The sequence below is a fragment of the Rhodococcus sp. Eu-32 genome, assembly GCF_003336925.1.
Lineage (GTDB): Bacteria > Actinomycetota > Actinomycetes > Mycobacteriales > Mycobacteriaceae > Rhodococcoides > Rhodococcoides kyotonensis_B.
Genome location: NZ_QGNK01000001.1, coordinates 535,652 through 548,822 on the forward strand (window position 1 = coordinate 535,652; position 13,171 = coordinate 548,822).

Genomic DNA, 13,171 nt, shown 5'->3' on the forward strand with positions numbered 1-13,171 from the left:
CCTATGATTCATGACGTGGCTCTCCCCGAGACGGCACGCCGGATCCTTGCGGATCTGCCGGACCATCGACGCGCAACGTTCGAACTCCGTCTCGAGCGGTGGTGGCCGGATCTGCACGACGCCGTGACGACCCTGTATTCCGATCCCGACGACGTGGCTGCCGCGCTGGTGACCGTCGCGGCCCGGGGTTTCGTGCAGCGTCCCGACGATCTGCATCGGCTCGACGATCGCCGTCTGCTGCAGCCCGACTGGTTCCAGCGGCCCGACATGTTCGGCTACGCCTGCTACGTCGACCGGTATGCGGAGACGTTGAAAGGCATGGGGGACAGGCTGGGTCACCTCACCGACCTCGGCGTCACCTATCTGCATCTGATGCCGCTGCTGAAACCGCGTCCCGGAGACAACGACGGCGGCTATGCCGTCATGGACTACCGCTCGGTGCGACCGGATCTCGGGACCAACGACGACCTGCGTGATCTTGCGACGACGTTGCGCGGCAAGGGAATCAGCCTCGTCGTCGATCTGGTGCTCAATCACGTTGCGCGTGAACACGACTGGGCGGTGAAGGCGCGAGCCGGCGACGCGTCCTACCGTGATTGGTTCCACATCTATCCCGATCGCGCGACGCCCGACGCGTTCGAGGCCACGCTGCCGGAAGTGTTTCCGGACTTCGCGCCGGGAAACTTCACGTTCGACGACGAACTCGGGCAGTGGGTCTGGACGACCTTCAACGAATGGCAGTGGGATCTGAACTGGTCCAACCCGGCGGTGCTGCTCGAATTCGCCGACGTCGTCATCCATCTGGCGAACCTCGGCGTCGAAGTGCTCCGGCTCGACGCCATCGCATTCCTGTGGAAACGACTCGGCACCAACTGCCAGAACCAGCCCGAGGTTCATGCGATCACCCAGGCGCTGCGCGCCACCGCGCGGATCGCCGCGCCCGCCACACTGTTCAAGGCCGAAGCCATCGTCGGGCCGCGAGATCTGTTGCCGTATCTGGGTCTCGGGCGGCACACTGGGAAAGTCTCCGACATCGCGTATCACAACAGTCTGATGGTGCATGTCTGGTCGATGTTGGCGTCGGGCAGCGCCGATCTCGCGCGTCACGCGCTCGGATCACTGCCGCCGACGCCGCCGAGCGGCACCTGGGTCACCTACGTGCGCTGCCACGACGACATCGGATGGGCCATCGACGACGGCGACGCGGCGGGCCGCGGCATCACCGGCGCGGGGCATCGGCATTTCCTGGCCGATTGGTACTCCGGCGAATTCGAGGGATCCTGGGCCGAAGGCGTTGTGTTCCAGCACAATCCAGCGACAGGTGATCGACGCATCAGCGGTACTGCGGCTGGGTTGACCGGGCTCGGGCCGTCGCGGAAGGATCCCGACGGGGCATTCGCGCGAATCTTCCTCGCGCACGCGATCGTTGCCGCGTGGGGCGGTATCCCCGTCGTCTGGAGTGGCGACGAGATCGGGTCTCCGGGCGACGTGGACTGGGCGAGCGAGCCGGGACACGAGGACGACAATCGGTGGATTCACCGGCCGCGCGTCACCGACACCGATCGGGCCGGTCGTGTCGAGGAGGGTTCCGACGCACAGCGAGTGTTCGACGGCATCGCCCGCATCGCGGCAGTGCGCGCAGGGCTTCCCATGCTGCATGCCGAAGCGCCCGTGGAAGTGCTGAGCGATGTCGACGACGGTGTGCTGGCGATCGCGCGTCGGCATCCGAGTGGAACGCTCGTCGGGCTGTTCAACGTCACCTGCGAGCATCGGCCGTTCCCGGGAGCGCGGTTACGTGAACTCGGAGTCGCCCCGCGTGAGGTGCTGTCTCAGCACGAACTCGTCGAGTCCGACGGTCTGCTGTGGATCCCGCCGTATGCGGCATGGTGGATCGTCTAGATTCGTTAGCCCTGCTCAGCGTCGGTGACGGAGAGGCGTCCGCGTTATTTCCCTGTTACCCTCCCACCCGAAGGTCGGTCGGAACGGACGAAAAGGGATTGCTGATGTTCTCTCGTGCCCGCAGCATGTTGCTGGGACTCGTGGCCGTATTGATCGCCGCGTTCGGTGCCGTGTTCGTGGGTACGGGCGTCGCGCAAGCAGACTCCACTCTCGTCTACGTGCACTCCGACGCGATGAACAAGGACATCCCCGTCAAGGTTCTGACGGCGGCGGGCGGCGGCCCGGCTCCGACGATCTACCTGCTCGACGGACTTCGCGCGCCCGACGACAACAACGGCTGGCTCATCGAGACCGACGTCGAACAGTTCTTCGCGGACAAGCACGTCAACGTCGTCATCCCGTTCGGTGGTGGCGGAACGTTCTACACCGACTGGCAGCAGCCCGACCCCAAGCTGGGCGTCGTCAAGTGGGAGACCTTCCTGACGCAGGAACTGCCCCCGGTCATGGCTGCGCAGTTCGGCAGCGACGGCGTGAACAACGCAGTCGCGGGCCTGTCGATGAGCGGTACGTCCGCGCTCAACCTGGCAGCCCACCACCCCGACTTCTACAAGGCAGTCGCGTCGTTCAGCGGCTACCCGTCGGCGAGCAGCCCCGGCTACGCGCAGGGCATCCAGGTCTCGGTCGGCGAGATGGGCGGCAACGCTCGCAACATGTGGGGCGCATGGCCGTCGGACGCGTGGCGTTACAACGACCCGCTGCGTAACGTCGGCGCGTTGCGCAACACCTCGGTCTTCGTCTCGGCAGGCACCGGCTCGCCGCTGACCGATCCGACCGTCAACCCGGTCAGTGCCCAGTTCGACCCGGTCAAGTTCGCGCAGATGGTTCCGCTCGAAACGGCGTCGGGCCTCAGCAGCCGCGCCTACGTCGCAGCCCTCCGCGCGACAGGCAACAACCCCGAGGTTCGCATCACGGGCACCGGCACACACTGGTGGAACTTCTGGGAAGAGCACCTGCACGACGCCTGGTTTACCACGTTCGCACCGGCGTTCGGGCAGTAGGACTTCTGCCGGCATTCCTGGCATCGATGGTCCGTGGCAACCGTTGGACGGCTGCTACGGACCATCGATGCGTTGGGGTCGGTTGCCGCCTCCGCATCGATGGCACACCACAACCGATAGACGGTTGCCACGGACCATCGATGCCGTCAGGGTAGAGGCCATGACCGCACCCAAGATCGACGTCGACTACACCGTCCTCGACTGCCCCGACACCGAAGCGCTCGCCACGTTCTACGCCCAGGTACTCGGATGGGAGATCGCCAGAAACGACGGTGGCTGGGCGGTACTGCAAGGTCCGGGCGAGCTACGGCTCGCATTCCAGAAGGCGCCCGACTTCACTCCGCTCGACTGGCCGTCGGACGGCATCAAGATTCACCTCGATCTCGTCGTCGACGACATGGAAGCGAGCGAGAAGTACGTGCTCGGACTGGGAGCGACGAAACTGGAAGGCAACGAGAACCATCCGGGATTCGCGGTGTTCCGCGATCCGGTCGGCCACATCTTCTGCCTGTGTCGGCGCGACTGATTATCATTCGCGCATGAGCACCTTCCTGGTCGAGCGCACCACCACCATCAGCGCGTCACCCGAGAAGATCCACGAACTGATCGACAACTTCCGTAACTGGAAGAGTTGGTCTCCGTGGGAGGGTGCAGATCCGGATCTGCAACGCAGCTACGCCGGGCCCGAGCGGGGAGTGGGCTCGTCGTACGCGTGGGTCGGCAACCGCAAGGCCGGCGCGGGCAGCATGACGATCACCGACTCCAAGCCGGGACAGATCGTCAAGCTCGATCTGGTGTTCACCAAGCCGTTCAAGGCCACCAACGTCACCACGTTCACCATCGATCCAGGGCCGAACGGATCCGAGGTCACCTGGGCCATGACGGGTGAGAACAACCTGTTCTTCCGTCTGCTCGGCAAGGTCTTCCCGATGGACAAGGTCGTCGGCAAGGATTTCGAGAAGGGGCTCGCTCAGCTGAAGGCCCAGGCCGAGTCAAGCAGCTAACTCGTACTGACAGAACGTGGCCTGTACCTGCAGCCATTGCGCGAGGATCTGACACCCCGTCAGGCCGCTGCTGTCGAACGGCTCCGTCGCGTAGGCGATGTGGCGATTGCCGGACGGGTTCGACACCGTGATGCCGTGCCACGTCAGTGTGCACGGCAGGTACCCCCTGAGCTCGTCGGTGGCCGTGCGGATGCGTCGGACATCCCGCATCCATTGCCGCGGTGACACTCGGGTGCGGCCTGCGTTCTGAAAACCGTTGCTGCGCAGCAGAATCCACAGCGCGCGCAGCCAGGTCTTCAGTGTACGAAAAGACATGTAACGGGTCAGGTCGGCGATGTCGCGAATGTAGCTGTCGGCGCTGGCGTTGCAGATCATGTCCTTCGGATGACCGACCCACATCACGGACACGCCGTCGGGAAGGCCCGGACCCGCGCCTGCGACGCCACTGCCGTCGCACTCGGCGACGACGCCTGCCGGCTGCTGCGGATCGGAGATCAGACCGGCCGCGACCACCGAACCCGTGTCGATCTCGCCGGACGCCATCCGGCCCAGCACCTCACGCGCCACCGAGCATCCTTGCGAATAGCCGATCAGAGCGATGGGTCCGTCGGTTGCCTCGATCGCGGCGACTAACCGGCGCACGCCCGCCTGCGTGCTCTGGCCGTAGCTCAATCCGCCGACCGCAACGGGACCGTACGACGCCGGGTAGCCGACCCACCGTGACGTGAACCGGCTGTCCAAATTGTCGGTGACGCAGCGCAGAATGCCGGTCACGGCCGTGCGATGGTCGGCTGGATGCGATTCGCCGGTCCCACCCACTGCCAGAACTGTCATCTGCGTCATGAACACGATCCTGGCCGACGAATCTGAGACGAGCACGTGCGCGAATCTGAGAAGACTCTGGCAACCGTCAGAGCGCCCGTGCCACATCGTCGACGGCCTCGTCGAGCAGTGACGCATAGGTATCAGGGTCCGGTACCGCGGATTCCGACGACGTGACGCCGAAGGTCACGACGTCGCCGATGCCGTGCACGCCGTGCGTCAGACCCATGACGGGGGACAGTGCAGGAAATCCCGCGGTGAAGCGCACCGGACCACCGCCGAGTGTCAGGTCGGCAGGTCCGCGCGCAACGGAGGAGACGACGGTGTTTCCCGTGACCGACTCGGGCACGGCGGTGGCGTCGAACTGTCGGATGCCCCAGCGCAGCAGGACCGCGGGCACCATCTCCGTCGCACGGGCCTGCGCTTCCATCGCGGGATGCTCCGCGCGGACGCGTCGGGCATCGAGGGACTCGGCGATGCGTCGCGCCCGGACGCGTAAGTCGTCGACATCGGGAAACAGGTCGACGCCTGCGTTGCGAAAGTGGTTGTGCGCGTGCCGTTCACCACTCTTGGCGAGAGTCACTTCGGCGCCGAGTTCGGCAGGGACCGCGTCGCCGTGCAACGCGAGGTAACGCGACAGCGCAAGCGACACGGCCGTGAGCGCCCCGACGGTGACGGTGATCGGACCGCGCGCCAGGTCGGTGCGGTTCCGTACGACCGTGCGTACCGACGTCGTACCCCTCGGTGCCGTGTTGACACGCGTTCTCGGCCGCCCGGGAGCCTGCGGTGGCACCCGACCCGCCGCAGTGTCGTCACGAAGAAGCTGCTCGAACTCCCGGGCTCGACGGGCTCGCGTCAGAATTTCCACCGGCCCGAGTCGCCGGTGCGGCGGAATCGATATCGGTCGCTGCTCCCGATCGCCGAGCAGGCGTCGTGCGAGAGCCGACGCGACGCGGCCGTCGCCGAGGGCATGCGAGAACTGCAGCACGACGACGAGAGCTGGCCCCGCGCAGCGAGGCGCGTCGGACACACTCTCGAAAAGGTGTATCCGCCATGGTTTTCGGGAGGCGTCGACCTGATGTGCGAACAGTGCGGCCACTGCCGACAGGCATGCATCCCATCCGCCCGGACAGCCGTGGTGCACGACGCCATCGACGCCGGCCGGAGTTCGGACCGTATGCGGGTAACCGAGACGCGACTCCTCGATGCGTAGGTTCAGCTCGTCGATGCCCCGAGCTGCATCGACCAACTGGCCCAGCACCCCGTCGGCCGCGGCCGACGACTCGAAACAGAACAGCAGGAACTGGTCGTTCGGGATGACGGAAGACATCCAGTACGTCTGGGCATCGGTCGGGTGCAGACGTCCGAGCATCGGCCAAGGATAGCGCAATCGCCGACGTGAAATTGGAACAGGTTCTAGTATTGGTGCGATGGAGCGGTTGAGCGGACTCGATGCAAGCTTCCTGTATCTCGAGACGTCGACGCAGCCCCTCAACGTCTGCGGGATCGTGCAGCTCGAACCGGCGGACGACGACGTCCGGTACGACGCCGACTCACTGAAGCGAGAACTGTCGAGTCGAATCGCCGCGATCCCCGCGCTACGAAAGAAGCTGTACGACAGTGCGTTCAACTTCGATCATCCCGTATGGATCGAGGACGAGGACTTCGATCTCGACCGGCACTTCCATCACATGACGTTGCCGCAACCAGGAGGAGATCGCGAGATCGCCGAGGCCTGCGCGTATCTCGCGGCCCAGCGACTCGACCGATCGAGACCACTGTGGGAGATGTGGGCTCTCGACGGCACCGCGGACGGCAGAATGGTGATCTTTCTGAAGATGCACCATTCCACCGTCGACGGAGTGTCCGGGGCCAACATCATCTCGCAGCTGTGCAGTCCGGACCGTGACGCACCACCTCCTGAGCCGGTCGAGGGCGTCGGTGCGGCCCATCGATTCGATCTCGCTGTGGCAGGGCTCTTCTCGATGGCGACCAGGCCACTGCACATGGTGGCCATTCTGCCTGCGACCGTCCGCATTCTGACCGGCTGGATCGGCCGTTCGAGGCGTGGTGAGGCGATGCCGCCGCCGTTCGTCGCGCCACGAACCATGTTCAACGGCACGCTGACCGAGCACCGAACCGTCGCGTTCACCAGTCTGCGTCTCGCCGACGTCAAGACGGTGAAAAACGCCTTCGGAGCCAAGGTGAACGACGTCGTACTGGCAATGTGCGCCGGGGCTTTACGTATGTACCTCGATGATCGGGACGGTCTGCCCGATGCATCGCTCGTCGGCGTCGTCCCGGTCTCGGTGCACGAGAACAGCGGCAGGCCGGGCACCAATCAGGTCTCGGCGATGTTCGCCTCGCTCGCCACCGATATCGCCGATCCGGTGAAACGACTGCGCGTGATCTCCTTCAGCCACGAGGTCGGCAAGGACCACAACCGTGAAATCGGTGCGACGCTGTTGCAGGATTGGGCCCAAATCGCCTCTCCGGCAACGTTTGCCGTCGCAATGCGCGCGTACGCCGCGCTCGACCTCGCGGAGCGGCATCCCGTCGTCCACAATCTGGTGATCTCGAACGTGCCGGGCCCGCAGCTCCCGTTGTACTTCCTGGGAGCGAGAGTGACGGGGTTGTTCCCGCTCGGGCCGATCATGCACGGCGCGGGCCTCAACATCACCGTCATGTCCGGCGACGGCCGCCTGGACGTCGGCATCATCGCGTGTCGTGAACAGGCGCCCGATCTGCAGGCACTGGCGGACGCCATGTCGACGTCGCTCGACGAACTTCTGGGCGCCGCGGCCACACGGGCGGGGGAGGGCTGATGCGTGTTCTCGTGACCGGAGCGACGGGTTTCGTCGGAGCGTGGACGGCCCGAGCGATCGTCGACGCCGGACACGAGGTCCGGTATCTGGTCCGCAGTCCGGCGCGCCTCGAGACCAGTGCCGCGTGCATCGGACTCGATCCCGACGACATCTGGTTGGGCGACATCACCGACCGCGAGTCCGTCGTCCGTGCACTCGACGGATGTGACAGCGTCGTCCACGCAGCGGCCGTCGTCGCGACCGATCCGAGCCGGGCCGACGAGGTGCTGACGACGAACGTCGCGGGCGCGGAGAACGTTCTCGGCGGAGCGGCCATGCTCGGGCTCGACCCGATCGTGCACGTCTCGAGTTTCACCGCGCTGTTCCACCCGGGTCTCGAGTTGCTGCATGCCGGACTTCCCGTCGTCGGCGGCACGGACGCGTACGGGCGTTCGAAAGCCCAGGTCGACGTCTACGCGCGCGGAATGCAGGACGGGGGAGCGCCGGTCGTCATCACGTACCCGGGCATGGTGCTCGGACCGCCCGCGGGCGATCAGTTCGGCGAGGCCGCCGACGGCGTCGAAGCGGCGTTGACAATGCGGGTGCTGCCGGGGCGTAGTGCGGCGTGGCTGGTCGTCGACGTACGAGACCTTGCGGCGATGCACGCGGCCGTGCTCGAACCGGGTTGTGGGCCACGGCGTTTCATGGCCGGTGGACGACGACTGCCGGTAGACGCGATCGCCCGCATTCTGCGTGACGTCGCCGGTGTGACGGTCGTGCCCGTCCCGGTTCCCGACGCGGCCCTGCGCGTGGTCGGGAAGGCCACGGATCTGCTCGGTTCGGTGGTGCCGTTCGAGACACCGGTGTCGCGCTCGCCGATGTCGGAGGCGGCGATGCAGTACTACACGCAGATGCCGCCGTCCGACGACGCCGCCACCGAAGCCGAACTGGGAGTGAGGTATCGGCTACCCCACGAGACGTTCGAGGCGACGGTGGCGGGTCTACGGTCGGTCGGTCGGCTATGACGCGTCAGGCGACGTTGACGAGTCCGACGGTCGGGAAGAAGAAGCAGCTCTTCTCGCCGGTCGGGGTGTTGTGCGTGACGTTGCCGAACACCGCGGCAAGCACTGTGCCCGAACCGGTTTCGACGGGAGCGAGGCGAGCGCCCGCTGCGGGCAGGCCGGCGACGAAGTTGGTCAGCGCACCGCGAGCGATCTCGGTCGTGATCGGATCCAGGTTCGCGTTCGCCAGAATGGAGTCGACGAGGGTGTTCGTCGCGCCGCCCATGTCGGCGAAGCCGCCCTTCAGCGTGTTGACGTTGAACCATGCGACCTGCATACCGGCCTTGTCGCCCGAGTCGTCGACGATGCCTGCCGGTACGAACGCGAACATCGTCTCGCCCTTCTCGACGGCGTTCAGCGCGGGCAGCTGAGGCAGAAGGGGGAGGGACGGCAACCCGATGTTCGGCCACGGTCCACCCGCCGCGCCTGCGACGGCCGGTGCGATGTCGAGCGGGAGGCCCGGCACTGCAGCGCAGTTGATCGAGGCGGTCGGGTAGAAGAACGGCGTGATGCCGAGCTTCGTCAGAATCTCGTTGGCGGCGTCGAGTGCGGCGAGCGGGTTCGAGTCCGTCGTCTCGGCCACGTCGGTGCGGGAATCGGCGATGGCCGTGGCTGCGGCCAGCGCCGGATCGGTTGCCGCGGCGCCCTGCTGCTGCAGTGTCGTCAACGCCTGCGACAGCGGATCAGCCGGCGCAGGATCCGCTGCCGCAGTTGCAGGCAGAGCCAGCAGGGCTGCGCAGGACAGGGCGACCGTTCCCGCTACACGACTGAACCGACGAGACATGTGTGACTCCTGTGACTCATGAGGCGAATGTTACGAATGAGAAGATCGGACCACAGGTTCTCGTTCGTTCTCAAGTCCAGGACTCGTCGGTTGTTCAATCGTTATGCGTCAGCCCACGTTGATGCCGTAGTCGCGCACGATTCCTTCGAGGCCCGACGCATATCCCTGGCCGATCGCGCGGAACTTCCACTCCGAACCGCGACGGTAGAGTTCGCCGAACACCATTGCCGTCTCGGTCGACGCATCCTCGCTGAGATCGAAGCGCGCGAGCTCACGATCGTCCGCCTTGTTCACGACGCGAATGAAGGCATTGACGACCTGACCGAAGTTCTGGCCGAGCGCGTCGGCGTTGTGAATCGACACAGGGAAAACGATGGACTCGACCTCGGGCGACAGGGCGGTGAGATCGATGTCGATGCTCTCGTCGTCGCCCTCTCCCTCGCCGGTGCGGTTGTCGCCGGTGTGCTCGATCGCGCCGTCCGGCGAGCGGAGGTTGTTGTAGAAGACGAAGAACAGATCGTTCACGGACCTCTTGTTCGAGTTCAGTCCGATCGCGCTGGCGTCGAGGTCGAAGTCGCCGCCCGTCGTGCTGCGCACGTCCCAGCCGAGGCCGATCGTGACTGCGGTGAGATTCGGTGCTTCCTTCGACAGCGAGACATTTCCGCCCTTGGCGAGGGTGACGCCCATGTCTTTCTCCTTCGGTGATGCAGAACCGGTTGGTCTCCACAGTAAGGGAATCGCCGACGAGGCGGATGTGGCTGGCGAGAGTCAGGTGACTGGCGATACGGATGTGAATGTGGTGCAATACGCAAACTGCAAAAAGTAACAGCGTCGATGCCCGCGGGATCGACGACACGCCGTGGGACACCGAATGTGGGGGAAAACCGTGCACGTATCGCGACGCGATCTGTTCAAGTACGCGGCCGTGGGGTCGGCTGCCGCAGTCGGACTGGCGGCCGTGGGTGCGCAGTCGGCGCATGCCGACGGCCTGGGAACGTTGATCGACTACGCGGCGGGTGTTCCGTCGCCCGAATCCATCAAAGCGGCAGGCCATCTCGGAGCCGTGCGCTACGTGTCCGACCGTCGTCCCGGAGCCGAGTGGATGCTGGGCAAACCGATGAAGCGTGACGAGGCGGACGCACTGACCGAGGCCGGACTGGAGGTCGTCTCCAATTACCAGTACGGCAAAGGAACGACGTCGGATTGGCGCGGCGCATATGCGGCGGGTGTGAAGCATGCGAACCGCGGGCTCGAATTGCACCGTGCCGCAGGCGGTCCGGAGAACCGGCCGATCTACGCGTCCATCGACGACAACCCGACGGCCATCGAGTTCGCGACGATGATCGCGCCCTACATCCTCGGCTGGCAGTCCGTCGTCGGCCCGGAGAACACCGGAATCTACGCCAACTCGCCGACCATCGAACTGGCGTCCATCGCCGGGCTCGGTCAGTGGTACTGGCAGCACAACTGGGGAACGCCCAAGGGTTTCCGACACCCGAAGGCGCATCTGCAACAGATCAGAATCGACAAGGACAAGGTCGACGGAATCGGCGTCGACATCAACGTCGTTCTGAAACCCGACTACGGCCAGTGGTCGCTGGCCTGAGACAGAAAAGGAACAATCATGGACTTCATCGACGTGCTGTACACGATCGCCGGCTACTTCTATCAGCTCTTCTCGGATTCCTTCTCGTCCTGACGCCCGGACACGGTCAGGAGTAGAAACGCGACGACGGCCAGGAGCGCCACCACGGCGCAGAACACGACGCCTGCCGTCACCAGTCCCCACGCGTTCGCCGCGGCACCCGCGCCGATCACCGGGATCGATATCGCGACGTAGAGCACGACGAAGAACGTCGACGTCACCTCGGCACGCCTGCCTGCAGGCAGTTCCGCGGTGACCGAGGCCATTCCCTTGCTGAACGTGATGCCTTGTCCGACACCGCACACCACCGCGGCGACGACGAGAAGCGGGAACGACGCGAGCAACAGCGACGCTCCCAGTGCCGCGACGCCGACCAGAAGCACGATGCAGCCGGCGCGCTGAGCGAACGCCGCGTCGAGACCCCGCAGCCCGATCTGGGCCGCGGCCGACGCCGCGAAGATCAGGAACACGACGGCTCCTCCCACGGCGTGGTTGTCGACGCCGAGGACCGTCGTCATGAATCCAGGTGAGACACCGCTGAACAGGCCGAGGACGGCGAAGCCCGCGAACCCGCCGATCGCCGCGCGTGCGAACGTTCCGCGAATCTCGGCGGGGATGGACAGTCGCTGCATGTGCGGCGTGGCACCGGGCTGTACGTCGACGGTCTCGGGCACCAGGAACACCGCTACCGCAGCGATCACCAGCAGCACGATATCGACGACGAACGTCAGATGAGTCGGCTCCGGAAGATACTGCACCAGGAGGCCTGCGACGAGCGGGCCGAGGCCGAGACCGCCGATGTTGGCAGCCGTCGCGATCGCGGGTGCCTTGGCCTTCCATTTGTCCGGAACCAGTTCGACGAGCGTCACCGTCGCGGTGCCGACGAAGATGCCCGCGGACAGCCCCGACAGCACACGTCCGACGAGTAGTGCAGCGAGATTGCCCGCGAACACGAAGACCAGCGCGCTGACGATGCCGAACGCGATGCCGCCGAGGAGCAAGGGCCGTCGGCCGAGTGTGTCGGACCATCGGCCGAATGCGAGCAGTGCCGCGAGAACACCGAGCGCGTACGCGGCGAAGATGACCGTGATGACCAGAACCGAGAATCCGAACTCGGCCTGATACAGCGAATACACCGGGGTGGGCATCGTCGTGCCCATCATTCCGACTGCGAACGCGTAGGTGGTCGCGACGAACGCGAAGGGTCTGCTCACGAGCAGACCGTACTAGGCGACGAAGAAGGTGCCGATCGTCGGGAGGAACGAGCAGGTGCGCGGAGCTGCAGACGGATCTTCCTTCGACTGCGTCGTGATCGATCCCGAGATGACCGACAGGACGCGGCCGGGGCCGGTGTCGGCGATGGCCGAGATCGTCGCCGGTCCGTCGGGGTTGATGCGCGACGCGCCGTTGAGATCGACCGTTCCGCTGCGTCGGTTGTCGAGGTTGAGCCACGTCGCGGTCAGCGGCGCTTCCTGCTTCTCGGCGATCGGAGCAGTGCCGAGGGCGGTGAACACGAAGCCTGCCTGGCCTGCAGCCGGGCCGGGGGGCGGCAGCGTCGCAGGGCCGGGGACGGCGAGCGCGGTACCGACGGAATCGGCGGTGTCCGAGATGCAGCCCTTGCCGAGGGTGGGGTAGAGGAACTGCGCGATGACCGGGCCGTCGGACGGCGGCAGTTCCGGTCCGCCGCCACCCGAACCGTCGAGGAACGTGATGACCGCTTCGAGAGTGCTCTTGACGTTGTCCGGAAGTCCCGAGTTCGCCAGCAGTGCTCGCGCTTGGGCGAGAATTTCGGCCTGCGGGCCTGCGGCCGCGTCGGCGGGACCTGCTGCGGCACCGAGAATCGCGGGTGCGAACGACGCGAGCGCCTCGACCTCTGCGTAATCGGGGAGCGGCTGATCCGGAGTGGGGAGGATCAGTGCGGGCAGCTCGGGTGGTGCGGGCTCTGCCGAAGCGGAAGTCGGTACGGCGAGCGCGGCGGCTGCTGCGACGGCTACGGCGGTGACAGCCCTGCGCGATACCCCGAAACGAAGCACTAGTTTCCCCATCCTGATCGTCAACTTCGCCCTGAGGCGGTTGCTGGCTCGAGGGGTCACT

Annotated in this window: 13 protein-coding genes; 7 read left to right on the forward strand and 6 right to left on the reverse strand. The window is 65.7% G+C overall.

The window, feature by feature from the left end:
* The first annotated feature begins 15 nt into the window (after positions 1–15).
* The 4 genes from DK926_RS02655 to DK926_RS02670 all read left to right on the forward strand — a co-directional run bounded on the left by DK926_RS02655 (position 16) and on the right by DK926_RS02670 (position 3,961).
* Positions 16–1,899, forward strand: a complete 1,884-nt coding sequence (locus DK926_RS02655; RefSeq protein WP_114328692.1) for an alpha-amylase family protein — start codon at positions 16–18, stop codon at positions 1,897–1,899.
* Between the two features lie 104 nt (positions 1,900–2,003).
* Positions 2,004–2,957 carry an alpha/beta hydrolase family protein gene (locus DK926_RS02660; RefSeq protein ID WP_114328384.1) on the forward strand — a complete coding sequence of 318 codons (954 nt, stop codon included), beginning with the start codon at positions 2,004–2,006 and terminating at the stop codon, positions 2,955–2,957.
* Between the two features lie 160 nt (positions 2,958–3,117).
* Positions 3,118–3,483: a VOC family protein gene (locus DK926_RS02665; protein ID WP_114328386.1), complete on the forward strand. Its 366-nt coding sequence runs from the start codon at positions 3,118–3,120 to the stop codon at positions 3,481–3,483.
* Between the two features lie 13 nt (positions 3,484–3,496).
* Positions 3,497–3,961, forward strand: coding sequence for an SRPBCC family protein (locus DK926_RS02670; protein WP_068427912.1), 465 nt, complete (start codon positions 3,497–3,499; stop codon positions 3,959–3,961).
* Here the strand turns inward: DK926_RS02670 and DK926_RS02675 are convergent.
* Both DK926_RS02675 and DK926_RS02680 read right to left on the reverse strand, forming a co-directional pair.
* Positions 3,950–4,804 (reverse strand): PE-PPE domain-containing protein, encoded by an 855-nt coding sequence (locus tag DK926_RS02675; protein ID WP_114328694.1) that lies wholly within the window; start codon positions 4,802–4,804, stop codon positions 3,950–3,952. The two genes, DK926_RS02670 and DK926_RS02675, sit on opposite strands and share 12 nt — an antisense overlap.
* A gap of 67 nt (positions 4,805–4,871) precedes the next feature.
* The gene (locus DK926_RS02680; RefSeq protein WP_114328389.1) at positions 4,872–6,155 is read right to left on the reverse strand and encodes a WS/DGAT domain-containing protein; all 1,284 of its coding nucleotides are present in this window, start codon (positions 6,153–6,155) and stop codon (positions 4,872–4,874) included.
* A gap of 58 nt (positions 6,156–6,213) precedes the next feature.
* On the opposite strand from DK926_RS02680, the gene DK926_RS02685 reads away from it, so the two are divergent.
* Positions 6,214–7,608: a wax ester/triacylglycerol synthase family O-acyltransferase gene (locus DK926_RS02685; RefSeq protein ID WP_114328391.1), complete on the forward strand. Its 1,395-nt coding sequence runs from the start codon at positions 6,214–6,216 to the stop codon at positions 7,606–7,608.
* The gene (locus DK926_RS02690) at positions 7,608–8,612 is read left to right on the forward strand and encodes an NAD-dependent epimerase/dehydratase family protein (RefSeq protein ID WP_114328393.1); all 1,005 of its coding nucleotides are present in this window, start codon (positions 7,608–7,610) and stop codon (positions 8,610–8,612) included. The genes DK926_RS02685 and DK926_RS02690 overlap by 1 nt, the downstream gene beginning before the upstream one ends.
* Positions 8,613–8,616: 4 nt before the next feature.
* On the opposite strand, the gene DK926_RS02695 is transcribed toward DK926_RS02690, so the two are convergent.
* Both DK926_RS02695 and DK926_RS02700 read right to left on the reverse strand, forming a co-directional pair.
* Positions 8,617–9,432 (reverse strand): hypothetical protein, encoded by an 816-nt coding sequence (locus tag DK926_RS02695; RefSeq protein WP_114328395.1) that lies wholly within the window; start codon positions 9,430–9,432, stop codon positions 8,617–8,619.
* 108 nt (positions 9,433–9,540) lie between these two features.
* Entirely contained in the window at positions 9,541–10,119 is a 579-nt protein-coding gene (locus DK926_RS02700; RefSeq protein ID WP_068427926.1) for a TerD family protein, read from the reverse strand.
* Between the two features lie 184 nt (positions 10,120–10,303).
* On the opposite strand from DK926_RS02700, the gene DK926_RS02705 reads away from it, so the two are divergent.
* Positions 10,304–11,038: a DUF1906 domain-containing protein gene (locus DK926_RS02705; RefSeq protein WP_114328397.1), complete on the forward strand. Its 735-nt coding sequence runs from the start codon at positions 10,304–10,306 to the stop codon at positions 11,036–11,038.
* Positions 11,039–11,100: 62 nt separating this feature from the next.
* Here the strand turns inward: DK926_RS02705 and DK926_RS02710 are convergent, their stop codons facing one another.
* Positions 11,101–12,291, reverse strand: coding sequence for an MFS transporter (locus DK926_RS02710; protein ID WP_114328399.1), 1,191 nt, complete (start codon positions 12,289–12,291; stop codon positions 11,101–11,103).
* Positions 12,292–12,303: 12 nt separating this feature from the next.
* Positions 12,304–13,122, reverse strand: a complete 819-nt coding sequence (locus DK926_RS02715) for a hypothetical protein (RefSeq protein ID WP_114328401.1) — start codon at positions 13,120–13,122, stop codon at positions 12,304–12,306.
* Positions 13,123–13,171 lie beyond the last annotated feature (49 nt).

Coding starts and splice junctions, on each gene's coding strand:
- DK926_RS02665 (WP_114328386.1), top strand. CDS start 3,118: ATGACCGCACCCAAGATCGACGTCGACTACACCGTCCTCGACTGCCCC.
- DK926_RS02675 (WP_114328694.1), bottom strand. CDS start 4,804: ATGACGCAGATGACAGTTCTGGCAGTGGGTGGGACCGGCGAATCGCAT.
- DK926_RS02695 (WP_114328395.1), bottom strand. CDS start 9,432: ATGTCTCGTCGGTTCAGTCGTGTAGCGGGAACGGTCGCCCTGTCCTGC.
- DK926_RS02690 (WP_114328393.1), top strand. CDS start 7,608: ATGCGTGTTCTCGTGACCGGAGCGACGGGTTTCGTCGGAGCGTGGACG.
- DK926_RS02680 (WP_114328389.1), bottom strand. CDS start 6,155: ATGCTCGGACGTCTGCACCCGACCGATGCCCAGACGTACTGGATGTCT.
- DK926_RS02685 (WP_114328391.1), top strand. CDS start 6,214: ATGGAGCGGTTGAGCGGACTCGATGCAAGCTTCCTGTATCTCGAGACG.
- DK926_RS02660 (WP_114328384.1), top strand. CDS start 2,004: ATGTTCTCTCGTGCCCGCAGCATGTTGCTGGGACTCGTGGCCGTATTG.
- DK926_RS02670 (WP_068427912.1), top strand. CDS start 3,497: ATGAGCACCTTCCTGGTCGAGCGCACCACCACCATCAGCGCGTCACCC.
- DK926_RS02705 (WP_114328397.1), top strand. CDS start 10,304: ATGTGGGGGAAAACCGTGCACGTATCGCGACGCGATCTGTTCAAGTAC.
- DK926_RS02700 (WP_068427926.1), bottom strand. CDS start 10,119: ATGGGCGTCACCCTCGCCAAGGGCGGAAATGTCTCGCTGTCGAAGGAA.
- DK926_RS02715 (WP_114328401.1), bottom strand. CDS start 13,122: ATGGGGAAACTAGTGCTTCGTTTCGGGGTATCGCGCAGGGCTGTCACC.